Source organism: Nonomuraea sp. NPDC026600 (assembly GCF_040638335.1).
Taxonomy (GTDB): Bacteria; Actinomycetota; Actinomycetes; order Streptosporangiales; family Streptosporangiaceae; genus Nonomuraea.
The window spans coordinates 180822-202297 of record NZ_JBEZYD010000011.1; the positions used below are offsets into that span (position 1 = coordinate 180822).

Genomic DNA, 21476 nt, shown 5'->3' on the forward strand with positions numbered 1-21476 from the left:
AATGTCCTACATCGCCGGTACGACCGTGTGCGGAGCGGCGGCATGACCGCCGGGGCCGCCACGACCCGCCAGAGCAGCCCTGTCGGCGTGCACTGGCCGATCGTGACGTTCGCGTTCCTGGCCGTGATCTTCGACGGCTTCGACACGGCGGTCCTCTCGCTCGGCGTGCCGACGCTGGCGGCCGACTGGAAGCTGACCCCGGCGGAGTTCACCCTGCCGCTCACGTTGACGAGCATCGGAGTGGTGCTCGGCTACCTCGTCTCCGGCGCGGCGGCGGCCTGGGTCGGCCGGCGCAACCTGGTGCTCATCGGCCTCGCGGTGTTCGGCGTCAGCACCCTGCTGTGCGCGGTGGTCCTGTCGCTGCAGTAGATCCCCCTCCTCGTGGCGGCCCGCCTGCTGGCCGGGATCGGGCTCGGTGCCGTGGTGCCGATCGCCGTCTCGTTCGCCACCGGCCACAGCGCGGCCGAACGCAGGGCGACCGTCACCACGGCTGTCCTGCTGGGTATCCCGGTCGGGGTGAGCATCAGCGGTTTCCTCGGCGGGCCGCTGGTCACGGCGTTCGGCGTCGGCGGGGTGTTCCTGATCGGCGGGATCGCGCCGCTCGTCCTGGTCGCGTTCTCGGCCTGGAAGCTTCCCGCTGACGTCCAGATCGATGCGGCCGAGACGACGACGCGTGAGGACCCGCACGTCGGCCGGCTGGTCGAGCGCGGGCTGCGCGGGAGCACGATCCTGCTGTGGACGTTCGCGTTCTTCGTGTTCATCGCCGTGCACACCTTGCTGTCGTGGGTGCCGACCTTGCTGATCGACTACGGCTTCGCCAAGTCGGAGGCGCCGCTCGGGCTCGCCTTCGTCAGCCTCGGTGGCCTCATCGGCGGGCTGCTGCTGGTTCCGCACACCGCGCGGATCGGCATCGGGCGCAGCCTGGTCCTCATGCCCGTGATCGCGGCCGTGTGCATGGTCGTCGTCGCGCGGGTCGATCTGGGCCACACTCCGCTGCTGGTGGCGCTCGGCGGTGCCGGGCTGGGGGTCTTCGCGAGCCAGATCGCCATGATGGCGATGGCCGTCAGCGTCTATCCGGACCGGATCCGCACGACGGGTCTCGGGTGGACGGCCGCACTCGGGCGCATCGGGTCGATCGTCGGCCCCGCCGTGGCCGGCCTGCTGCTCGCGCTCGCGCTCCCGGCGCGGAACATCATCCTGCTGACGACCATACCGATCCTCATCGGGGTCGTCAGCGCGGTCATCCTGTTGCTCCGAGGCCGACGCGGTTCGGCCCCGGCAGGCTCGCCATGAGCCGCACCCCACTGAAACGCGGCTGATCGCCAGGTCCGAGCAGACTCGGACGCATACGAGAACGAGCCGGTGAACCTTCGCCAGGCGCGATCACTCTCGGTGATCGAATCCTCGCTCACGGTCCACCGGCTCGCCCCCGCACAACCCCGCTCAGGAGGCCACGGCATGCGAAAGGACCCGCCTCGCGCCGCAGTGATCGGCGCGGGACCGTCCGGCTTCTACACCGCCGAGCAGTTGCTCGGCTCCGGTTTCGAGGTCGATCTCATCGACGCGCTGCCCACGCCGTACGGGCTCGTGCGGGCGGGAGTGGCGCCGGACCATCAGAAGATCAAGGGCGTCACGCGCGTGTACGCCAGGATCGCCGGCCGGCCCGGCTTCCGCTTCTTCGGCGGCGTCGAGCTCGGTCGCCACCTCACCCGCGACGAGCTGCTCGAGCGTTTCCACGCGGTGGTCTACGCGGTCGGCGCCGCGGATGACAACCGCCTGGGCGTCCCCGGCGAGGATCGTCCCGGCTCGCATCCCGCCACGGAGTTCGTCGCCTGGTACAACGGGCATCCCGACTTCGCCGACCGCGGCTTCGGCCTGTCGGCGAAGCGGGCGGTGGTGATCGGCAACGGCAACGTCGCGCTCGACGCGGCGCGCATGCTCGTGGCCGACCCCGCCGAGCTGGCGCGGACCGACATCGCCGACCACGCCCTGCGCGCTCTGGAGCGGGCCGCGGTCCGCGAGGTCGTGGTGCTCGGCCGGCGCGGTCCGGCGCAGGCGTCGTTCACCGACCCGGAGCTGCGCGAACTGGGCGAGCTGCCGCGTGCCGACGTGGTCGTCGACCCCGCCGCGGTCCAGCTCGACCCGCACAGCGCGGCGTGGCTCGAATCCGGCGCGGCCGACGCCGGCACGCGGCGCAACATGGAGATCCTCCGCGAGTACGCCTGGCGCCCGCTCGCCGGGAAGACGCACCGCGTGGTGCTCACGTTCTCCTGCTCGCCGGTCGAGATCCTCGGCGGCCAGGACGGCTCGGTCAGCGGCGTGCGGGTCGTACGCAACCGCATCGAGCTGGGTGCGGACGGCCGCCTGTACGCGGTGCCGACCGGACAGGAGGAGGTGATCGAGTGCGGGCTGGTGCTGCGCTCGATCGGCTACCGCGGACGGCCGCTGCCCGGCGTGCCGTTCGACGAGCGGCGCGGCGTCATCCGCAACGCGGGCGGGCGGGTGCTCGGCGACGACGGCGCGCCCTTGCCCGGCGAGTACGCGGCCGGCTGGATCAAACGCGGACCCAGCGGCGTGATCGGCACGAACAAGAAGGACGCGGCCGACACCGTCGCCCGGATCGCCGAGGACGCCGAGGCCGGCGCGCTCAACGAGCCCGCGCGGCCCGACGCCGGCGAGATCGCGGCCTGGCTCGCCGGACGGGTCCCCGATCTGGTGCGGTGGGGCGGCTGGGAGGCGATCGACCGCCACGAGGTCGGCCGCGGCGAGCCGCTCGGGCGCCCCCGGGTCAAAATCGTCCGCCGCCCCGAGATGGTCGGCGTGGCACTCGGAACGTCATCTCAGACCCGCGCACGGGACGCCAACTGCGACGTCACGCGACAATAGGCGAAAAGCGCTGCCACTATATGGCATCATAATCACACGTTCGCGTTCCCCGGACTGCGGGAAGAGGGCATGCCATGACCATTGCTCAAGCCGTACACGACAGAGCCGACGCCTTCGTCCGCTCGCCCCACAAGCTGCTCATCGGCGGGCGGTGGATCGAGGCCGCGGCGGGCGAGACTTTCGCGACCGTCGACCCGGCCACTGAGAAGGTGCTCGCCGAGGTCGGCCGCGGGCGGGCCGAGGACGTCGACCGCGCGGTCCGGGCGGCGCGAGCCGCGTTCGCCGACGGCTCCCCGTGGCGGCGGATGACGCCCTCCGCACGCGGACGGCTGCTCTGGCGGATCGGCGACCTCCTGGAAGAGCACGTGGACGAACTCGCGATGCTCGAGACCCTCGACAACGGCAAGCCCTACACCATCGCGCTCGGCGACGTGCGAGGCGCGGCCGACCTGTTCCGGTACATGGCGGGCTGGCCGACGAAGATCGAGGGCGCGACGGTGCCCATCTCGTCGCTCGCGATGCCCGGCGAGTACCTCGCCTACACCCAACGGGAGCCGGTCGGGGTGGTCGGGCAGATCATCCCGTGGAACTATCCGCTGCTCATGGCCTCGTGGAAGCTGGCCCCCGCGCTCGCCTGCGGGTGCACGGTGGTGCTCAAGCCGGCCGAGCAGACTCCGCTCACCGCGCTGCGGCTCGGACAGCTGCTGCAGGAGGCCGGGCTGCCGGACGGCGTCGTGAACATCGTGACCGGATTCGGCGACACCGGCGCGGCTCTGACCGCGCACGCCGACGTCGACAAGGTCGCCTTCACCGGTTCCACCGAGGTGGGGAAGAAGATCGTCGAGGCCGCCGCGGGCAACCTCAAGAGGCTCACGCTCGAACTGGGCGGCAAGTCGCCGATCGTGGTCCACGCCGACGCCGACCTGGAGAACGCGGCGGTGCACGCGGCCGGCGCCATCTTCTACAACCAGGGCCAGTCCTGCACCGCGGGGTCCCTGCTGTACGTGCACCGGTCGGTCTTCGACGACGTCGTCGGCCGGGTCGCCGAGGAGGCCGCGAGGCTCAAGGTCGCTCCCGGCACGGATCCCGGAGCGGATCTGGGTCCGCTGGTGTCGCACGAGCAGTTCGCCAAGGTCCTCGGCTACGTGGACAGCGGTCGTGCCCAGGGTGCCGAGGTCGTCGTCGGCGGCCACCGCGTCGGCGATCGCGGGTTCTTCGTGGAGCCGACGGTCCTCACCAACACCACACCCGGCATGAGCGTCGTCCGCGAGGAGATCTTCGGGCCGGTCGTGTGCGCGATGCCGTTCGACTCCCTCGAGGAGATCGTGGCGAGCGCCAACGACACCCGCTTCGGGCTCGCCGCCGGCGTCTTCACCCGCGACCTGTCGAAGGCCCATCGCACCGCCAGGCTGCTGCGCGCCGGAACGGTGTGGATCAACACCACCTACCACGTGTTCGACGCCGCGATGCCCTTCGGCGGCTACAAGGAATCGGGCTGGGGCCGCGAGATGGGATCCCAGGTGCTCGACAACTACCTCGAAACGAAGTCGGTCGTGACGGCGCTCTGAGCCGGATCGGACCGTGTCATCCCAAGGAGGCGCCGCCATGTCCGTCATGACCGCTCCCGAGCGGGCCGGCAAGCCGGTCAAGGGCGAGCCCGCACAGGTGCTGCGCATGCTCATCTCGTGCCCGGACAGACCAGGGATCGTCTCGGCGGTCTCGCGATTCCTGTTCGAGTCCGGAGCGAACATTCTCCGCTCCGGCCAGTACTCCACGGACACCGAGGGCGGCACGTTCTTCCTGCGGACGGAGTTCGCCCTTCCGCAGAGCCGGCGGGACGGGTTCGCCGAGCGGTTCGGCATGGCCGTCGCCGAGCCGTTCGACATGGTGTGGCGGCTCTGGGACGCCGCCCAGCCCAAACGGGTGGCCGTCCTCGTGTCGCGCTACGACCACTGCCTGCAGGACCTGCTCTGGCGCTGGCGGCGCCGCGATCTCGAGGCGGAGATCGTGCTGGTCGCCTCGAACTGGGAGGACCTGCGCGGCGAGGTCGAGTCGGCCGGGCTGCCCTACCACCACGTCCCCGTGTCGAAGGGACAGAAGCCCGAAGCGGAGGCCCGGCTGCTGGAGCTGCTCAAGGGCACGTGCGACCTCGTGGTCCTGGCGCGCTACATGCAGATCCTGTCCAGCGAATTCATCGAGCGCGTCGGCGTCCCCGTCATCAACATCCACCATTCCTTCCTGCCGGCGTTCATCGGTGCGGGGCCCTACGAGCAGGCGAAGGAGCGCGGCGTCAAGCTCATCGGAGCCACGGCGCACTACGTCACGGCCGAGCTCGACGCCGGCCCGATCATCGAGCAGGACGTCGTGCGGGTGACGCACGAGCAGTCGGTCCAGCAGCTGACCAGACTGGGCGCGGAAATCGAACGGACGGTGCTCGCCCGAGCCGTCCAATGGCACTGCGAGGACCGCGTGGTGCGGCACGGCAACAGCACAGTCGTCTTCTGAGCGACAGAGGAGCGTCGGGTCATGAGCGAGATCAGCGCATGAAGGGCAACCCCACCGTTGCCGGATACGAGGCCGGGCTCACCGTCACGCGGCGGGTCGAGGCCGCGGAGGGTGTGGTCCTGCTGACCCTGCGCCACCCGGACGGCGAGCCGCTCCCGGAGTGGCAGCCCGGCGCTCATGTCGCCCTGCTGCTCGACAACGGCCTCGTCCGCCACTACTCGCTCTGCGGTGCGCCCGGCGACCGCACGGCCTGGCGGATCGGCGTGCTGCGCGTGCCGGAGAGCCGCGGCGGCTCGTCGTACGTGCACGACGAACTGCACGCCGGTACGTCCGTACGGGTGCGCGGGCCGCGCAACAACTTCGCCCTCCGGCCGGCCCGGCGCTACCTGTTCGTGGCCGGCGGGATCGGCGTCACGCCGCTGCTGCCGATGGTGGCCGCGGCGCACGCCGCCGGGGCGGACTGGCGACTGCTGTACGGCGGCCGGACCCGCTCCTCGATGCCCTTCCTGGACGAACTGGAGCCCTACGGAGACGCGGTGACCATCCGTCCGCAGGACCGGCATGGCCTGCTCGACCTCGCCGCCTACCTCGGCCGGCCCGACGACGACACCCTGGTCTACTGCTGCGGGCCCGAGCCGCTGCTGGCCGCCGCGCAGGACGAGCCGGCCGACACCGCGTTCGAGGTGGTCCTCGCCCAGTCCGGTATGACCCTTCAGGTGCCGCCGGAGCGAAGCGTCCTGGAGGCGGCGCGAGCGGCCGGTGTCTCCGTGCTCTATTCCTGCGCGGAGGGGATCTGTGGCACCTGCGAGACCGAAGTCCTCGAAGGCCAGCCGGACCACCGCGACTCGGTGCTCAGCGACGAGGAACGGGAGTCCGGAGAGACGATGATGATCTGCGTCTCCCGCTCTCGAAGCCCCCGGCTCGTCCTCGATCTGTGAACTCTGTCATCTCTGTGATCGAGGAGCGAGAATGATCGAGCAGCCGGTGCTGACCCCGGTGCGGCCGGAACGGAAGCTCGTGCGGCTGCTCGGGCCCGCGTTCGTCGCCGCCATCGCCTACGTCGATCCCGGCAACATCGCGGCCAACGTGTCCGCCGGCGCCGGATACCAGTACCTGCTGGTATGGGTGCTCGTCGCGGCCGACGCGGTCGCCGTGGTCGTCCAGTACCTGTCGGCCAAGCTCGGGCTCGTCACCGGGCGCAGCCTGCCCGAGCTCCTCGGAGACCGGCTGCCCCGAGCGGGCCGGCTGGCCTACTGGGCGCAGGCGGAGCTGGTCGCCGCGGCCACCGACGTGGCCGAGGTGATCGGCGGCGCGATCGCGCTCGGGATCCTGTTCGGGATCCCCCTGCCGCTCGGCGGCCTCATCGTCGGGGTGGTGTCGATCGGGATCCTCGCCGTCCAATCGCGTTACGGCCAGCACACCTTCGAGCTCGTCGTGATCGGGCTGCTGGCGATCATCGCGGTCGGTTTCGTCGCGGGGCTGTTCGTCAGCACCATCGACTGGGGAGACGCCGCCGCCGGGCTGGTGCCGCAGTTCGCGGGTACGCCGACGGTGCTGCTGGCCGCGAGCATGCTGGGCGCGACGGTCATGCCCCATGCGGTCTACCTGCACTCCTCGCTCGCCCGCGATCGCCACGGCTTCGACCCGGACCCGAGCCGGATCCGGCGCCTGCTGCGGGCGACCAGATGGGACGTGAGCATCGCCCTGGTCATCGCGGGGTCGGTGAACATCGCGCTGCTGTTGCTGGCCGCCGCCAATCTGCACGGCGTCCCGGACGTCGACACGATCGAAGGCGCGCAAGCCGCCATCTACCGCACGCTCGGCCCCGCCGTCGGCATCACCTTCGCCGTCGGGATCCTCGCCTCCGGGCTGGCCTCCACCTCGGTCGGCTGCTACGCGGGCGCGACGATCATGTCAGGGCTGCTGCGCGCTCGGATCCCGCTTGTGGTACGCCGCGCGCTCACCCTGATACCCGGCCTGGTCATCCTGTCCTTGGACGTCGACCCGACCAGGGCCCTCGTCCTGAGCCAGGTGCTGCTCAGCATGGGCATCCCGTTCGCGATCATCCCGCTGGCGTGGTTGACGAGCAGACGCCGGCTCATGGGCGTGTTCACCAACACCCGCACGCTGCGGATCACCGCTGTCGCCGTCGCGATCGCCATCGTGACGCTGAACGTCGTCCTGCTCTACCTGACGTTCACCGGCAGATAGACCGAGCCCGTGCGTGCCTCGGCACGCACGGGTGAACGGCAGAGGATGCCGGTCAGGACACCGCGTTGTCCGCGGGTAGGCCGGGGATCGTCGAGACGTCGACCTTCTCGTTGCGTGGCAGGTCGAGATAGGGGTAGCGGGCGACGGTCGCGCGGATCTCCCGCTGCCGCGTGCCCGGCGCGCCCCAGAGGACCGTCAGTTCCGTCCCGATCTCGGCGTGCTCGACGTCGATCGGTGCGAGCGACAGCATGCTCCGGTAGTGCCAGCTGTACATCCCGGAGCCGACCTGCTCATCTCGCCGAGCGCAGCTCGCGGGAGATGCTGCGTCCGGCCACGACGACGGCGGGTATCAGCCGCTGGGTGGCCGGGTCGGCGCCGACCACCGACAGGGCGGCGATCACGCGGTCCTTGGAGTCGGTGATGCGGGTGGCGACCGAATAGGCGCCGCGGCTCATCTCTTCCCGGACGATGGCCACACCGGTCCTGCGGCATTCCGCGAGCGTCACACGCAGCTCGTCCGGGTCCGTGATGGTCGCGGGGGTGAACCGGGACAGCCCTTCGCCGATGATGGTGTCGAGCAGGGTTTCGTCGCCGTGGGCGAGAAGGATCTTGCCGGCGGCGGAGGCGTGCAGCGGCAGCCGGCCCCCTACCCGCGAGACGATCGGCACCGCGTGGGCGGTGGAGATCCGTTCCACGACCAGGGCCTCGCTGCCCTGGAGGACCGTGAGCTGCACGTGCTGCCGGGTGGCGGCGTGGAGGTCCTCCATGACCGGCATCGCCAGCACCCGCAGCGGGAGCGCACGGGGGTTGAGCGCGCCCAGCTCCCACAGGCGCAGTCCGACGACGTAGGCCCCGCCCGGCTTGCGTTCCAGCGCCCCCCACGCGGCCAGCTCGCCGGCGATCCGATGCGCGGTGGCGTGCCGGAGGCCGGTTCGCCGGCAGATCTGAGCCAGCGTCAGCTCGGGACGGTCCGTCGTGAAGGCACCGAGGATCGCCAAGGCCCGGGAGATGACCGTGCGGCCACGGTCGGGACTGTTGGCCGTTTTCGCATCCCTTCATCGCACCGCTGCTGAGCCATTGTCCGGGCCGCCGCACCGGATGTCCATTCACCGGACATCACGCTGCCCGGCCCGAACCCGATGCGGCACCTTTCAGGGTGAGCGCCGCAGCAGCCAATGGAGGTCTGGCACATGCCCATCACGAACACCCCGAATCCGGCCGGTCCACACGTCGCGATCGTCGGCGGCGGCATCGGCGGTCTCGCCGCTGCCGCGTTCCTGCATCGCGCCGGGATCGAGGCGACCGTGTTCGAGCAGGCCCCCGCGCTCGCCGAAGTCGGCGCCGGACTCGTCGTGCCCCCGAACGCCGTACGCCTGCTGCGCCGGCTCGGCGGGATCGAGCGGCTGGAGGAACGCGCGGTCGCGCTGCAGACCGGGTGGGAGTTCCGGCGCTGGGCGGACGGGCGCGTGCTGTTCTCGCAGGAGCTCGGGAAGGAGTGCGAGCGGCGATACGGCGAGCAGTGTTACGTCACGCACCGCGCGGATCTTCTCGACGTCGTGCGGGCGGCGGTTCCCCAGTCGTGGGTACGGCTCGGTCACCGCTTCGCCGAACTGCGCCGGCTCGACAAGGGGCTGGAGCTGACGTTCACCGACGGATCCCGGGCGGTGGCCGATGTGGTCATCGGTGCCGACGGGGTGCACACGGACGTCGGCCAGTACGTGGCGCAGGCGGGCCCGCCGCGATTCTCCGGGCTGGGCGCCTACCGCTGCCTGGTGGCAGCGGAGCAGGCGCCGGCGTTCGCGCGGCGCCCCGTGCAGACCCTGTGGCTGGGCCCCGGCCGGCACCTGGTGCACTACCCCATCAATGGGGGAAAGGTGGTCAACGTCGTGGCGATCGCTCCGGCGGGAGACTGGATGACGGAGTCGTGGTCGGCACAGGGGCGGATCGAGGACCTGCGGGCCGAGTTCGCGGGCTGGTCGGACGAGCTGAGCGCGCTGCTCGCGGCGGCGGAGCACACCGGACGCTGGGCGCTGCTGGACCGCGATCCGCTGCCCCGCTGGACCGCTGGGCCGGTCGCGCTGCTGGGGGATGCGGCGCATCCGATGTTCCCGTTCTTCGCGCAGGGCGCGGCTCAGGCGATCGAGGATGCGGCCGTGCTGGCCGGCTGCCTGGCCGCCCAGCCAGGGGACCCGGTCGCCGCGCTGAGGCGTTATGAGGACATCCGGCGGCCCCGGGCGATCCGGCTGCAGGAACTCAGCCGGGGCAGAGCGGAGACCAACCACCTCCCTGATGGAGCCGCCCAGCAGGCACGGGACAGGCAGTTCGCGGGCGAGGATCCACTGGCGCACAACGGGTGGATCTACGGCCACGACGCCGAACTCGAACTGCGGCAAGGCTCGGCCGGACACTGAGCGCGCCACCGGCGAGCGGAAAGGAGATACCTGTTGCGTTTCGAACATGAAAGCCTGCCGCAGCGCGTGTGCTTCGGCGCCGGAGAAGCGGCCGCGCTGGTAAGAGCCGAGGTGGAGCGGCTGGGCGCGGCGCGCTTGATGGTGATCGCGGCCCCGGCCGAGGCCGGCCTGGCCGAGAAGACCACCGTCGGCCTGCCGGTGGCGGTCCGCTTCGACGAGGTGGTGATGCACGTCCCCGTCGAGGTGGCGGAGCGGGCGCGCGCCGCCGCGGCTCGGCACGAGGCGGACCTCATCGTGAGCGTCGGCGGCGGATCCACCACCGGCCTGGCGAAAGCGGTCGCCCTGACCAGCGGGCTGCCGATCGTAGCCGTCCCGACGACGTACGCGGGCTCGGAGGCCACGAGTGTGTGGGGTCTGACCGAGAGGGCACGCAAGACCACCGGCGTGGACGCGCGGGTCCTGCCCCGCTCGGTCGTTTACGACGCGACGCTGACGCTGTCGTTGCCGGTGCCGATGAGTGTCGCCTCCGGGCTGAACGCACTGGCGCACTGTGTCGACACGATGTGGGCGCCGCGCGCTGACCCGATCAACTCGGCCTTCGCGGTGGAGGGGATTCGCGCGCTGACGTCCGGGTTGCCGACGGTGGCGGCCGAGCCGGGTGGGCTGGCGGGCCGCGAGGTGCTGCTGTACGGGGCATACCTGTCCGCGCGCGCCTTCTCCTCGGCCGGGTCGGGCCTGCATCACAAGATCTGTCATGTGCTCGGCGGTGCCTGCGACCTCCCGCATGCCCAGACACACGCGGTGGTGCTGCCGTACGTGCTGGCCTTCAACGCGGCCGCGGCGCCCGAGGCCGAGCGGCGGATGGCCGTCGCGTTCGGGACGGCCTCGGCGGTCGAGGGCCTGCGTCAATTGCGGAGTGCGGTCGACGCGCCGAGGGCGTTGCGGGACTACGGGTTCGGTGAGGCGGACATCGAGGCCGTCATACCGGCGATCCTGAAAGCGGTTCCGGTGGGCAACCCGCGTCCGGTGACGGCCGGCGAGCTGCGGCAGCTGCTGCGGGCCGCGTGGCGAGGGGACGACCCGCAGGTGATCATGGCTGAGGAGGGTGGCGCATGAGCGAGCAGGTACGGCCGGAGCAGCGGGCGCGTGAGCAGGCCTTGGTGGAGCAGGTCGTCGCCTCCTTCGACCACGCGGAGAACGCGCGGTTGACGGAGCTGATGCAGGCGTTGACCCGGCACCTGCACGCATTTCTTCGTGAGGTGCGCCTGACCGAGGGGGAGTGGAATGCGGCGATCGAGTTCCTCACCGCGGCCGGGCACATCACCGACGACAAGCGGCAGGAATTCATCCTGCTCTCCGACGTGCTCGGCGCGTCCATGCAGACCATCGCGATCAACAACGAAGCCTCTGTGAACGCCACCGAGGCCACCGTGGTCGGGCCGTTCTTCGTCGAACGCTCCCCGGAGGTCCCGCTCGGCGGTGACATCTCCGGCGGGGCCGCCGGGCAGCCGTGCTGGGTCGAAGGCCGCGTCACCGGCACCGACGGCGAGCCCGTTCCGGGTGCCCGGGTCGAGGTGTGGGAATGCGACGAAGACGGCTTCTACGACGTCCAGTACGGTGACGACCGCACCGCGGCGCGCGGCCACCTGTTCACCGACGACGACGGGCACTACCGGTTCTGGGGCCTGACCCCGGTGCCCTACCCGATCCCGCACGACGGTCCCGTCGGCGCGCTTCTCGAGGCCGTCGGCCGCTCTCCCCTGCGGGCCGCACACCTGCACTTCAAGGTCGACGCCCCCGGGAAGCGGACACTCGTGACGCACGTCTTCGTCCGCGGCGACGACTTTCTCACCCGTGATGCCGTGTTCGGCGTCAGGGACTCGCTCATCGTGGACTTCGTCCAGCACGCCGTCGGCGTCCCCACCCCCGACGGGCGGCACCTCGGCGAACGCTCCTGGGCCGGCGCCCGCTTCGACATCGTGCTCCAGCCCCGAAGCGTCTGACCGCGGCCCGCGCCGCCTCCGGAGGCTCATCGAGGCACCGACTTCCACGGTGCCGGACACGTCGGGCCTGTCAGCGGACCTTGCGGATGGGGATGACGGTCAGGGCGGGGGATGGCGAAGCGGACACGGCGGCCTCCAAGGGAGGAACGGGGGGTTCGTCTGTGTGAAGAAGGCTCAGAGGAGGTGGAGGTCGTCGGCGAGGTCCCGCAGGCAGTACGGTGGCGCGGCGCCATCGGTGACGGCGGCGTGCAGCGCGCGCCAGGAGGCGCGGACCGCGTTCTCGTAGAGGGTGGGCAGCCGGCGTTCGCCGTGCGCGTCGGCGCGGACGACGTCGGCCGGGCGCGCGGTGGCGGGGTCGGGGAAGGACACGCGCCACTGGACGGCGGGCCCGAGCAGGCTCAGCCGGGCGCGCGCGGTGCCCCGTGGGGAGATGGCGGCGGCCAGGTGGACGGGCACGTGGCCGAGCCGGGCGTGTGCGGTGTGCCCGTGGTCGTCGGCTTGGAGGAGTTCGACGTCGGTCGCGGGCCCGAGCGCGGTGCGCAGGAGTGCGAGCTGGTCGAGCAGGATGTCCGCCGGCGGCCGCCCGGGCGGGACGGTCGCGGTCAGTTCGATGAGGGCCGCCTGGGCGAGGTCCTGGCGCAGGGTGTCGGCGGCCGCGGTGATCGCCGGGTTGAGCGCCCAGGTCGCGGCCACGACGACCGGGACGCCCGCCGCGGCGGCACGGTCGGCGAGGTCATGTACTTGGTGGGTGGCATCGGTGAGGTCATGTGCGCCGTAGGCGGCATCGGTGAGGTGCGATAGGCGATCGGTGTCATCGGTGAGCGCACCGGTCGTCACGTCGGTGAGCAGGATGCCGCGAGGCCGGTCGGTGAGAGCGGCGGCCAGGGCGTCGAGGTCGGCGACGGCCACGACGGCGCCGCCGGTGGCGAACGGGCGGAAGTCCTTGGGCAGCGAGGCGAGGGTGGCGTGCAGCGCCGGGCGGTCGGCGTCCTGGACGAGGGTCACCGGGATGGGACCGGTCATGCGGTGGCTCCTTGGAGCAGCAGGGCGGCGGCGCGGTCGGCGAGGTTCAGCGCGTAGGCCAGGTCGGCGACGACGTCGGCGGTGCCGTAGCGGACGGGTTCCGCGCCGGTCGCCACGGCTGCCAGGTGCCGCCATTCGCCGGCGTAGCCGTTGTCGGGGTACGGCCCGAAGAGCCGCGTGCCCGCGCCGGTGCGCAGTTCGGCCGTCGCGGAGCCGGCGCGTACGTAGGAGGGGGTGAAATCCAGCCGCAGCTCGCCCTCGTCACCCCAGGCCTCGAAGGTCCATTCCGGACGCCAGCCGCCGTGCAGGTAGCCGATCAGTTCGGCGGTCCGCCCGCCGCCCCGCATGGTGAGCACGTAGCCGAACGGTTGGAGCGGCCGGACGAGGTCGACGCTTTCGATCTCCGGCAGGAAGCGCCGTACCAGCGGGAGGTTGTGGATGGCCAGGCCGAGGATCGCGCCGCGGATGGCGGCGGCCGGACCGCCGCTCCGCGCCGGGAAGACCGGGTCGGTGTGCAGTTGCGTGGCCGCCGATTCGAAGCGCGCGTTGGGCGGCAGGACGATGCGCGAGCGTACCCGGCGGACGGTTTCCGGCAGATCGCCCCAGGCCCGTTCGGCGGCCAGCCAAGCCGGGTCGTAGGTGTGCATGGCGCCCACCACGACGGGTACGCCGCTGTCCCTGCTCGCCTCGGCGATCGCGCGGGCCTCGTCCAGGGTGGTGGCCAGCGGCTTTTCCACCAGGACGCCCCTCTTGCCGGCGCGGCAGGCGGCTTCGGCCTGTTCGGCGTGGAACTGGTGCGGGCTGCACACAGCCACAAGGTCCACGGCGGGGTCGGCGAGCAGTTCCTCGACGGTGGTGCTGTACGCGGCCCCGGCGCGGGCGGCCACCGCCGCCGCCGTGGCGGCGTCGACGTCCATGACGTGCGCCACGCGCAGCCGGTCGGACAGCCCGGCGACGGCGGGCAGGTGGATGGCCTGGGTGACCGGGCCGGCTCCGATGATTCCGATGCCGAGCGTCATCGGCGGCATTCCTTTCCCAGGTGGGTGAGCGTCCATCGGCGAGACAGGACGGCGCTGTCCTTCGCGGTTCTGTGGTCGGGTACGTCGACCTCGATCACCAGCCAGCCCGCGAAGTCCTCGGGCAGGGCCGCGAGCGCCGCCTCGAGATCCACGTCGCCCTGGCCGGGCTCGGTCCACAGGTGCCGCGCGAAGGTGGCCTCCCAGTAGTCGCCTCCTTGGGCGGCGACAGCGGTGTGGATGTCTTTGAGGTGCGCGGCGCCGACCCTGTCCCGGTAATGGGCGATCAGGGCGGCGGGGTCGGCACCGGCCCATCGCAGGTGCCCGGTGTCAGGACCGAACGCCAGCAGGCCGGGCGCGATCGCGTCCAGGACCGCGCGGGTCTCCCGCTCGGTCTCTATCCAGGTGCCGACGTGTGGATGCAGGCAGGGACGCAGGCCTTCAGCGACGATGACCTCGCAGGTACGGGCGAGGTTCTCGATGACGGTGTCCAGCCGCGCCGGGTCGGACGCGGCACCCACGGCCGGCGTGGCGAGCCGCTCGGCCGCCAGTGCGGAGGCGATGAAGACCTCGGTCATGCCGAGCGCGGTCTGGGAACCCGCGTGCCGCCGGGCGCTTTCGAGGAGGGCGGGCATCGCTTCGGGGTCGTCGTAGGCGCCCTGGAAGTAACCGGGTGCCGGGGCGAGGCCGTACTCCTGGAGGAGGGCGAGGTAGCCGGCCGGGGTCAGGCCCTCTGGGATGTCGGCCTGTACGGCGGTGAAGCCGGTCTCGGCGATCTCGGCGAAGGCGGTGCGGAGCGTGGCCACCTCCAGCGTCAGGCCGGACGGGCTGAGCAGCCAGGGCAGCGGGTTGATGCCGAGCTGGGGACTTCGTGAGACGGCAGTGCCCGCGCGGGCAGGTTCGATGGTGGGGATGGGTTCGTGAGATCGCATGGGGAAATCCGTTCCGATGAACAGACAGGCGGGCACCACGGGGTGGCCTGCACTCCCGTGCAGGTGGCGGGCAGGGTAACGCCGACCCCGATCCAAAAGTGATCAGTCGTTTACGTTTCGGCAAACGTAAACGCCTGATAGCTTTTGCGCAAGAGAGCGTCTGCGGATTTCTCGGGAGACTGTCAGTGGCGAACAGCGGAGGAAGCCCGCGCGGGCCGTACCGAAGCGGCATCAAAAGGCGCGAGCAGATCGTCAACGCCGCGGCGAAGGCGTTCAGCGCGCACGGTTACGACGGGGCCTCCATGCGGCAGATCGCCGCGGACGTGGGCGTCTCACCCGCCGCCCTGCTGCGTCACTTCCAGGACAAGGAAGACCTGCTCGCCGCCGTCCTGGAATGGTGGGCGAGGGAGACCGCCGCGCTCGGCACGGGAGAACGGACCGGGCTGCGGGGGTTCAACGATCTACGCGCTCTCATGAGGTACCACGTCGAGCATCGCGGTCTGCTGGAGCTCTTCATCCGCCTCACCGGAGAGTCCTCCAACGAGAAGCACCCGGCGCGGGCCTTCATCCAGCAGCGCTACGGGAAGATCGTCGACATGCTGGCCGAGCGGTTGATCAGCGTGGCGCAGGCGGGAGAGATCCCGCCCATCACCCATGACCAGGCCGAATCGGAGATCCGCGCCCTCTGCGCCACCATGGACGGACTGGAGATCCAGTGGCTCCTGGACCCCACCGTGGACCTCGTCGCCCTCTTCGACCAGCACCTCGACCACACCCTGGACCGCTGGGGGCAGGGGAGGTACATGCCTCGTACGAGCTCTGGGTCACCCCCAGACCGTTGGGCAACGCGACATGGCCCCGGCGCATCATCGGACTGATCTCCACGACAACCCCGGCGCTACGCCATGACCAGGATCGACCCAGCCTCCTGTCAAACCTCCAGGCCGGTGAGCAGCCCGTCCGCGAGGACCTCGGCGATCTGCTCCGCGGTGAGGTCGCCGGTGGGGGAGAACCATTCCGTGGCCGAGTTGAGCATGCCGATGATGGCGAGCACCGTCACGCGCGCGCTCTTGACCGCCTTGAACTCGTCGGCCTCGATGCCCTCATCGATGATCTGTGAGAAGAGGGCATCGTAGCGGCGGCGGAGCTTGACGACGCGGCGCTTGCCGGTGGGGGCGAGGTAGGTCCATTGGTGGAAGGCGACGCGGGTCTGCTGCAGGGATTCGGAGAGGACGCGCATGTGCGCGTTGATCGCGCCGCGCAGGCGTTCCGGGGCGGTCTGGTCCGACTCCACCACCGGCTCGATCGCGTCGAGGTAGCGCTGGATGCCGTTCTCCACGATGCGCTGGAGCAGGTCCTCTTTCTTCCTGATGTGCACGTAGAGGCTGCCCGGCAGGAGTCCGACGGCGTCACTGATGTCCCGCATGCCCACGACCGGGTAGGTCTTCTCGCTGAAGAGCTTGATCGCCGCTTCTTCGATGCGTTCCGGTGATACAGGTCCGCCTCGCTGGGCCTGTCTTTCCTGCCGCGTTGCCAACCGTCCTCCCACGTTCGGTTAACAACTGATTGTACGGTGGGTCGCCGTGCGCGCGGCGCGGCTCAGCCGCGGTCGAATCGCGGTGGCCTGCGTTCGAGGAACGCGTCGACGCCCTCGGCCAGATCGGGGCCGTTGTGCAGTGCGGAGACCGCCCAGTAGCTGTTGCTCATCGAGGTGGCGAGGTCGACCTGCCACGTCGAGCGCAGGGCGTGCTTGGTGGCCTCCAGAGCCCGCCACGGTTTGGCCGCGATGCGGGCTCCCAGCTCGACGGCGGCGGAGATCAGCTCCGCCGGCTCGACGACCCGATTGACCAGGCCGATGTCCAGTGCTCGCCGCGCGTCGATGACGTCACCGGTCAGGGCCAGTTCGGCGGCCATGCCCGAGCCGACGAGCCGGGGCAGGAACCACGACCCGCCGTTCCCGGGAGGCAGCCCCAGGTTGATGTACGTCTCGCCGAGTTTGGCCGCCGTGGAGCAGATGCGTATGTCGCAGGCGAGCGCGAAGTCCAGGCCGCCCGCGGTGGCGCCCCCGTTGATCGCGGCGATGGCTGGCAGCCGGGACGAGACGAGGCGCTGGGTCACCGGAAACAGCACCCGCGCGTTGTACGGCTCCCGGGTGACCGGGAAGACCTCTTCGAGGTAGGCGCGCATGGCCTTGAGGTCGGCCCCCGCGGAGAACTGCCGCCCCGCGCCGGTGATGACCAGGCAGCGAACCGCGGTGTCGCGTTCCAGGTCGGTGAGGGCGGCGAGCAGATCGGCGGCCATCTCCGGGACGACCCCGTTGCCGCGCTCCGGCCGGTTCAGGGTCAGCAGGACGACCCCGTCGGCGACTCGCTCGTAGTACAGCGTCTCCAGCTCGGTGGCCGCCATGGATCATCCGGCCTTCACGAGGATGCTCGCGACGCACGCCGCGTACGCGCCCGCGAGCCAGCCGCCCGCGTTCACGGCCATGCCGACCCGGGCGCCCGCCACCTGCCTGCGTCCCGCGCGGCCGGTGAGCTGGTCGTAGAGCTCCACGAGCTGCGCGCAGCCGGTGGCGCCGATCGGGTGACCCCGGCTCATCAGCCCGCCGCTCACGTTGACCGGCAAGGCGCCACCGAGCGCGGTGGCGCCCGAACGCACCAGCAGGTGCCCCTCGCCCGGCCCGCACAGCCCGACCTCGGCGTACTGGAGGATCTCGGCGGGGGCGGCCGCATCGTGCAGCTCAAGGACGTCGATGTCGTCGATCCCCAGGCCCGCGTCCTCGAACGCGGCGGCCGCGGCCACCGCGACCGGCTGGGATCCCTGACCGCGCCCGGCGGCCAGGCGGGTCGCCCGGATCTCGCACCCGGTGATGCCCGAGCGGCGGGCGTAGTCCTCCGAGCACAGCACCAGGGCGGCGGCGCCGTCGGTGGTCGGCGAGCACATGGGCAGGGTCAGCGGGTCGACGACCACCCGGCCGTGCAGGACCTCCTCAAGCGTCTGGGGTGTCCGGTACTGGGCGAGCGGGTTGAGGGCGGCGTGCCCGCGGTTCTTCACCGCGACGGCCGCGAAGTCCTCGATGCCGGCGTCGAACTCGGCGAGGTAACGCCTGGCCTCCTCCGCGTAGACGTTCACGAACACCGAGTTCGAGGCAGGCTTGTCCGGTTCGGGGCGCGAGAACGTGTCGACGTCGGTGGCGCCGCGCAACGCGTCGAAGGTGCGGGACTTGTCCTGGTGCGACAGCTTCTCGACGCCGATGACGACCGCGAGGTCGCATCGTCCCGCCAGCACCGCCTCGAACGCCAGGTTGGTGGCCGAACTGCTGGACGCGCACGCGTTCTCCACGTTCACCAGCGGCACGCCGGCCAGACCGGTGGACTGCAGGGCGACCTGGCCGCGGATCATCTCCTGTCCGGACACCAGCCCGGCCGCCGCGTTGGCCAGGAACACCCGCTGCACCTCGGACGCCGTCACACCGGCGTCCTTGAGCGCCAGCTCGGTGACGGCCTCGACCATCATCCGCTCGCTGCGACGGACGTCCCGCCCGAAGGGGATCATGCCGACACCGGCGATCAGCACTCTGCTCACTGGGGCACCACCGCGAACCACGGCACCGGTCGCCGCGCGATCTCGTCCTCGGCCGCCGGCTGGAAGCGCACCCGCGTATCGCACCGGTAAGCGCTCCATCCGCCGTCCTCGTCAGGCCACAATCGGCCCAGCACCTGTACGCCCTCGGCGAGCTTGACCACCCCGAGCGCGTACGGGGTCTCCGACTCGAAGCCGGTCGGCGCCCCGAAGCGGGTCACCGCGAAGCTGTGCAGCACACCCGTGCCCGACGCCCGAGCCCATCCGAGATCGGCCTCGTAACAGAAGGGGCAGCGGTGGCGCGGGTACATGTTGTCGCGCCCGCATGCGTTGCAGTGCTGCAGGAACAGCTCACCGCGGCCGAGCGCGTCGTAGTAGGGACGCGTGAGCGGCTCCATGCCCGGGTCGCTCCCTGGATCGCTCCCTGAATCACTCATCGTGCAACCCCTTCCAGCAGGAGCACCTGGCTGTCCATGTAGGTCCCGCCCGACCCGCCGCAGACCGCGCGTCTCGCGCCCGCGATCTGCCGGTCCGGCCCCGCCCTGCCCAGCAGCTGGCGAACGGCCTCGGCCAGCAACGCCGTGCCGCCGCCGACGCCGGTGTGACCGGCGGAGAGCAGACCGCCGTTGGTGTTGACGGGCAGCCGGCCGCCGGGGGAGTAGTCGCCCGCGGCGAACGTCCTGGCCGCCTCGCCGGGCTTGGCCAGCCCGAGACCCTCCAGCGCGATGGTGAGCACGGCGGGATAGGAGTCGTACACCTCGGCCAGATCGGCGTCGTCCGGCCCCCAGCCCGCCTGCTCGTAGGCCTCGGCCGCGGCCTTCGGCCAGCCGAGCACGGCGAGGTCGCGCTCCTGGCCGATGCTGTAGTGGGAGACGCAGCCGCCGGATCCGGCGATCCGCACCCAGCGATCGTGCGAGCGCCGCGCCCGGGCGGCGCTCGTCAGCACGAAGCCGACCGCGCCGTCGGCGAGCATCGGGCACTCCAGCGCGCGCAGGGGGTCGGAGACCATCTTGGACGCCAGGACCTGCTCGACCGTCAGCGGCTTGTCCTTGTACATCGCGTTCGGGTTGAGCCGGGCCCACTCGCGCAGCGCGACGCACACCGACGCCATCTGGGCGGCGGTGGAGCCGCTGGCCGCCAGGTAACGGTTGGTGATGAGCGCGCCGACCGCGTTGAACGACAGTCCGGACGGCTTCTCCCACTCGCGGGGTATGCCGTTCGCGGTCAGCATGTCGATCATCTCGTTGACCGGCGCCGAGCCCCACTTCTCCGCCTGCAGCACCAGGACGTTGCGGGCGTGCCCGCTCGCGATCAGTCCGGCCGCGGTGCGCGTCGCGTTGTCGCTCGTCGACCCGCCCGAGTGGATCATGTAGCTCGCCTTGGCGCGCCCGGCCAGCCCGAGCTCTTCGACCACACGGGAGAACACCAGGTCGGCCTGGTCGGCGGGGGAGTGCAGGCAGGGGATGAGCAGGATGGTGTCGATGTCGGACATCGAGACACCCGCGTCCCGCACCGCCGCCACGGCGACGTCGACCAGCGACCCCATGAAGGGCCGGTGCGGGTACCGGCCCGACGGCAGCTCGCCGACCCCGATGAACGCGGCCTCGTCAGCGTCACTCACCAGGGCCTCCTTGCTCGCTGCGGGCGGGCTCTGCGGGGGCGGGCGCTGTGCGGCGGGCGAGCAGCACCATGCGGAAGCGCATGACCTCCTCGTCCTTCTGGTTCAGGACGGTGTAGTCGAGTCGGAGCACGCCGTACTTGGGTTTGCCGGCCTCGGCCTCGGCGACCTCGGCACGCACCCGGATGGTGTCGCCGGGGAACACCGGCGCGAGCGCCCGCATGTTCTGGCATTCGAGGAAGGCCACGATCGCGTCGCCGAGGAAGCCGGACAGGGCGATCTGGCCCACGGCCAGGCTGAACGTGAGAGGGCCGTGGGCGATCCGGCCGCCGAAGCGGGTGCCGCGGCCGTACTCCTCGTCGACGTGGAGGGGGTAATGGTCCCCGGTGAGGCCGGCGAACGCGGAGATGTCCGAGATGTCGACCGTCCGGCCCGGGGAGACCACCATGTCGCCCACGGAGAAGTCCTCGAAGTGGTGCCGCAGCCGGTTGAAGGTGGTGGCGCTCACAGGCTCAGCGCTGCCAGGGCCTCGTGCGCGAGGCCGTACCCGAGCTGGTCGTGGATCAGCCGCTTGATCTCCCGGGTGAGCACCGCGCGCGCGTACCGGCGGGCCAGGTCGGGTTTCGCGGCGATGTCCGCGGCGAGTTCGCGAGCGCGCGCGAGCACGTGGTCGGCGGGGACGACCTCGTTCACCACGCCGTAGTCCAGGGCCAGCCGGGCGTCCAGTTCCTGGCCGGTCAGCAGGAAGTAGCGGCCGCGGGTCGAGCCGAGCACGTGCGTCCAGGCGAGGTGGGCCCCGTCGCCGGGCACGATGCCGGACGGGAAGTGGGGGCCGTCCTTGAACCTGACCGTGTCCGCCGCGACGATGATGTCGGACAGGATCGGGATCTCCGGGTGGATCAGCGCCGGCCCGTTGATCGCGGCCACGACCGGCACCTCGATGTTCATCATGTTGGTGAGCAGCCGCTGGCCCTCGAACATGATGTGCGCCCAGTCGGCGGCGGTGCCGAGGTTGAAGCTGGAGAAGTCGATCTCCGCGCAGAAGGCGTCGCCCGCGCCGGTCAGCAGCACGACCTTGTTCTCCGGATCGCAGGCGATGTCGGTGAACGCGTAGGCGAGCTCGTCGTGCGCGTGGCTGGTCCACACGAGACTGTCGCCGTTGGTGTGGAGGGTTACTTGGAGAATGCCGTTCTCGCGCTCGAGGCGGACGTTCTCATATCTCTTGGAGTACTCGTCGAACGACGGATTGATCCTGGCCATGGGGCAACCTCCGCCAAAAACAAACAGTT

General features: G+C 71.1%; 23 protein-coding genes. 11 read left to right on the forward strand and 12 right to left on the reverse strand.

Going from position 1 to position 21476, the window contains the following annotated elements:
• Window positions 1-42 precede the first annotated feature (42 nt).
• The 7 genes from AB0F17_RS26220 (at window position 43) to AB0F17_RS26250 (ending at window position 7602) form a co-directional block, all read left to right on the forward strand.
• Window positions 43-369, forward strand: a complete 327-nt coding sequence (locus AB0F17_RS26220) for an MFS transporter (RefSeq protein WP_358027513.1) — start codon at window positions 43-45, stop codon at window positions 367-369.
• A 12-nt stretch (window positions 370-381) separates the two neighbouring features.
• Complete coding sequence (locus AB0F17_RS26225; protein WP_358027516.1) at window positions 382-1293, forward strand: MFS transporter; 912 nt, start codon at window positions 382-384, stop codon at window positions 1291-1293.
• 165 nt (window positions 1294-1458) lie between these two features.
• Entirely contained in the window at window positions 1459-2886 is a 1428-nt protein-coding gene (locus AB0F17_RS26230; protein ID WP_358027519.1) for an FAD-dependent oxidoreductase, read from the forward strand.
• A gap of 74 nt (window positions 2887-2960) precedes the next feature.
• Entirely contained in the window at window positions 2961-4454 is a 1494-nt protein-coding gene (locus AB0F17_RS26235; protein WP_358027522.1) for an aldehyde dehydrogenase family protein, read from the forward strand.
• A 46-nt stretch (window positions 4455-4500) separates the two neighbouring features.
• Window positions 4501-5391: a formyltetrahydrofolate deformylase gene (gene purU, locus AB0F17_RS26240; RefSeq protein ID WP_358027881.1), complete on the forward strand. Its 891-nt coding sequence runs from the start codon at window positions 4501-4503 to the stop codon at window positions 5389-5391.
• 38 nt (window positions 5392-5429) lie between these two features.
• Window positions 5430-6329 (forward strand): PDR/VanB family oxidoreductase, encoded by a 900-nt coding sequence (locus AB0F17_RS26245; protein ID WP_358027524.1) that lies wholly within the window; start codon window positions 5430-5432, stop codon window positions 6327-6329.
• A gap of 31 nt (window positions 6330-6360) precedes the next feature.
• The gene (locus tag AB0F17_RS26250; RefSeq protein WP_358027527.1) at window positions 6361-7602 is read left to right on the forward strand and encodes an Nramp family divalent metal transporter; all 1242 of its coding nucleotides are present in this window, start codon (window positions 6361-6363) and stop codon (window positions 7600-7602) included.
• Window positions 7603-7654: 52 nt separating this feature from the next.
• On the opposite strand, the gene AB0F17_RS26255 is transcribed toward AB0F17_RS26250, so the two are convergent.
• Together AB0F17_RS26255 and AB0F17_RS26260 are read right to left on the reverse strand one after the other, a co-directional pair.
• Window positions 7655-7876: a hypothetical protein gene (locus AB0F17_RS26255; protein WP_358027529.1), complete on the reverse strand. Its 222-nt coding sequence runs from the start codon at window positions 7874-7876 to the stop codon at window positions 7655-7657.
• 16 nt (window positions 7877-7892) lie between these two features.
• The gene (locus AB0F17_RS26260) at window positions 7893-8600 is read right to left on the reverse strand and encodes an IclR family transcriptional regulator (protein ID WP_358027532.1); all 708 of its coding nucleotides are present in this window, start codon (window positions 8598-8600) and stop codon (window positions 7893-7895) included.
• A 192-nt stretch (window positions 8601-8792) separates the two neighbouring features.
• On the opposite strand from AB0F17_RS26260, the gene AB0F17_RS26265 reads away from it, so the two are divergent.
• The 3 genes from AB0F17_RS26265 to AB0F17_RS26275 are packed head-to-tail and all read left to right on the forward strand — an operon-like array spanning window position 8793 to window position 12016.
• Complete coding sequence (locus AB0F17_RS26265) at window positions 8793-10013, forward strand: FAD-dependent monooxygenase (protein WP_358027534.1); 1221 nt, start codon at window positions 8793-8795, stop codon at window positions 10011-10013.
• A gap of 33 nt (window positions 10014-10046) precedes the next feature.
• Window positions 10047-11129 carry a maleylacetate reductase gene (locus tag AB0F17_RS26270; RefSeq protein ID WP_358027536.1) on the forward strand — a complete coding sequence of 361 codons (1083 nt, stop codon included), beginning with the start codon at window positions 10047-10049 and terminating at the stop codon, window positions 11127-11129.
• Window positions 11126-12016, forward strand: coding sequence for a dioxygenase (locus tag AB0F17_RS26275; protein ID WP_358027539.1), 891 nt, complete (start codon window positions 11126-11128; stop codon window positions 12014-12016). Before AB0F17_RS26270 ends, AB0F17_RS26275 begins: the two co-directional genes overlap by 4 nt.
• Before the next feature lie 174 nt (window positions 12017-12190).
• Here the strand turns inward: AB0F17_RS26275 and AB0F17_RS26280 are convergent, their stop codons facing one another.
• From AB0F17_RS26280 to AB0F17_RS26290, 3 genes are read right to left on the reverse strand one after another with little or no spacing between them, the layout of a single operon-like run.
• On the reverse strand, window positions 12191-13039 hold the full coding sequence (locus tag AB0F17_RS26280; protein WP_358027542.1) for a hypothetical protein: 849 nt from the start codon (window positions 13037-13039) through the stop codon (window positions 12191-12193).
• Window positions 13036-14058, reverse strand: coding sequence for a Gfo/Idh/MocA family oxidoreductase (locus AB0F17_RS26285; RefSeq protein ID WP_358027544.1), 1023 nt, complete (start codon window positions 14056-14058; stop codon window positions 13036-13038). The genes AB0F17_RS26280 and AB0F17_RS26285 overlap by 4 nt, the downstream gene beginning before the upstream one ends.
• Window positions 14055-14987, reverse strand: a complete 933-nt coding sequence (locus AB0F17_RS26290; protein ID WP_358027546.1) for a sugar phosphate isomerase/epimerase — start codon at window positions 14985-14987, stop codon at window positions 14055-14057. Before AB0F17_RS26290 ends, AB0F17_RS26285 begins: the two co-directional genes overlap by 4 nt.
• 185 nt (window positions 14988-15172) lie before the next feature.
• Here AB0F17_RS26290 and AB0F17_RS26295 point away from each other — a divergent pair, with 185 nt between their 5' ends.
• A complete protein-coding gene (locus tag AB0F17_RS26295) occupies window positions 15173-15865 on the forward strand; it encodes a TetR/AcrR family transcriptional regulator (protein WP_358027548.1) in 693 nt (230 codons plus the stop codon).
• Window positions 15866-15918: 53 nt separating this feature from the next.
• Here AB0F17_RS26295 and AB0F17_RS26300 read toward each other — a convergent pair whose 3' ends face one another.
• From AB0F17_RS26300 to AB0F17_RS26330, 7 genes are all read right to left on the reverse strand, one after another.
• Window positions 15919-16524 (reverse strand): TetR/AcrR family transcriptional regulator, encoded by a 606-nt coding sequence (locus AB0F17_RS26300; RefSeq protein WP_358027550.1) that lies wholly within the window; start codon window positions 16522-16524, stop codon window positions 15919-15921.
• Window positions 16525-16586: 62 nt separating this feature from the next.
• Window positions 16587-17393: an enoyl-CoA hydratase-related protein gene (locus AB0F17_RS26305; RefSeq protein WP_358027552.1), complete on the reverse strand. Its 807-nt coding sequence runs from the start codon at window positions 17391-17393 to the stop codon at window positions 16587-16589.
• A gap of 3 nt (window positions 17394-17396) precedes the next feature.
• Window positions 17397-18572 (reverse strand): thiolase family protein, encoded by a 1176-nt coding sequence (locus tag AB0F17_RS26310; protein ID WP_358027554.1) that lies wholly within the window; start codon window positions 18570-18572, stop codon window positions 17397-17399.
• Entirely contained in the window at window positions 18569-19006 is a 438-nt protein-coding gene (locus tag AB0F17_RS26315; RefSeq protein WP_358027556.1) for an OB-fold domain-containing protein, read from the reverse strand. The genes AB0F17_RS26310 and AB0F17_RS26315 overlap by 4 nt, the downstream gene beginning before the upstream one ends.
• Window positions 19003-20190 (reverse strand): thiolase family protein, encoded by a 1188-nt coding sequence (locus AB0F17_RS26320; protein WP_358027558.1) that lies wholly within the window; start codon window positions 20188-20190, stop codon window positions 19003-19005. The genes AB0F17_RS26315 and AB0F17_RS26320 overlap by 4 nt, the downstream gene beginning before the upstream one ends.
• Window positions 20183-20695, reverse strand: coding sequence for a MaoC/PaaZ C-terminal domain-containing protein (locus AB0F17_RS26325; protein ID WP_358027560.1), 513 nt, complete (start codon window positions 20693-20695; stop codon window positions 20183-20185). The genes AB0F17_RS26320 and AB0F17_RS26325 overlap by 8 nt, the downstream gene beginning before the upstream one ends.
• Window positions 20692-21447, reverse strand: a complete 756-nt coding sequence (locus AB0F17_RS26330; protein WP_358027563.1) for an enoyl-CoA hydratase/isomerase family protein — start codon at window positions 21445-21447, stop codon at window positions 20692-20694. The genes AB0F17_RS26325 and AB0F17_RS26330 overlap by 4 nt, the downstream gene beginning before the upstream one ends.
• Window positions 21448-21476: the final 29 nt, after the last annotated feature.

Excerpts from the sequence above, each read along its gene's own strand:
- AB0F17_RS26330 (WP_358027563.1), bottom strand. The coding sequence starts at position 21,447 with ATGGCCAGGATCAATCCGTCGTTCGACGAGTACTCCAAGAGATATGAG.
- AB0F17_RS26230 (WP_358027519.1), top strand. The coding sequence starts at position 1,459 with ATGCGAAAGGACCCGCCTCGCGCCGCAGTGATCGGCGCGGGACCGTCC.
- AB0F17_RS26265 (WP_358027534.1), top strand. The coding sequence starts at position 8,793 with ATGCCCATCACGAACACCCCGAATCCGGCCGGTCCACACGTCGCGATC.
- AB0F17_RS26280 (WP_358027542.1), bottom strand. The coding sequence starts at position 13,039 with ATGACCGGTCCCATCCCGGTGACCCTCGTCCAGGACGCCGACCGCCCG.
- AB0F17_RS26245 (WP_358027524.1), top strand. The coding sequence starts at position 5,430 with ATGAAGGGCAACCCCACCGTTGCCGGATACGAGGCCGGGCTCACCGTC.
- AB0F17_RS26275 (WP_358027539.1), top strand. The coding sequence starts at position 11,126 with ATGAGCGAGCAGGTACGGCCGGAGCAGCGGGCGCGTGAGCAGGCCTTG.
- AB0F17_RS26285 (WP_358027544.1), bottom strand. The coding sequence starts at position 14,058 with ATGACGCTCGGCATCGGAATCATCGGAGCCGGCCCGGTCACCCAGGCC.
- AB0F17_RS26305 (WP_358027552.1), bottom strand. The coding sequence starts at position 17,393 with ATGGCGGCCACCGAGCTGGAGACGCTGTACTACGAGCGAGTCGCCGAC.
- AB0F17_RS26220 (WP_358027513.1), top strand. The coding sequence starts at position 43 with ATGACCGCCGGGGCCGCCACGACCCGCCAGAGCAGCCCTGTCGGCGTG.
- AB0F17_RS26235 (WP_358027522.1), top strand. The coding sequence starts at position 2,961 with ATGACCATTGCTCAAGCCGTACACGACAGAGCCGACGCCTTCGTCCGC.
- AB0F17_RS26255 (WP_358027529.1), bottom strand. The coding sequence starts at position 7,876 with ATGTACAGCTGGCACTACCGGAGCATGCTGTCGCTCGCACCGATCGAC.
- AB0F17_RS26290 (WP_358027546.1), bottom strand. The coding sequence starts at position 14,987 with ATGCGATCTCACGAACCCATCCCCACCATCGAACCTGCCCGCGCGGGC.
- purU (WP_358027881.1), top strand. The coding sequence starts at position 4,501 with ATGACCGCTCCCGAGCGGGCCGGCAAGCCGGTCAAGGGCGAGCCCGCA.
- AB0F17_RS26250 (WP_358027527.1), top strand. The coding sequence starts at position 6,361 with ATGATCGAGCAGCCGGTGCTGACCCCGGTGCGGCCGGAACGGAAGCTC.
- AB0F17_RS26315 (WP_358027556.1), bottom strand. The coding sequence starts at position 19,006 with ATGAGTGATTCAGGGAGCGATCCAGGGAGCGACCCGGGCATGGAGCCG.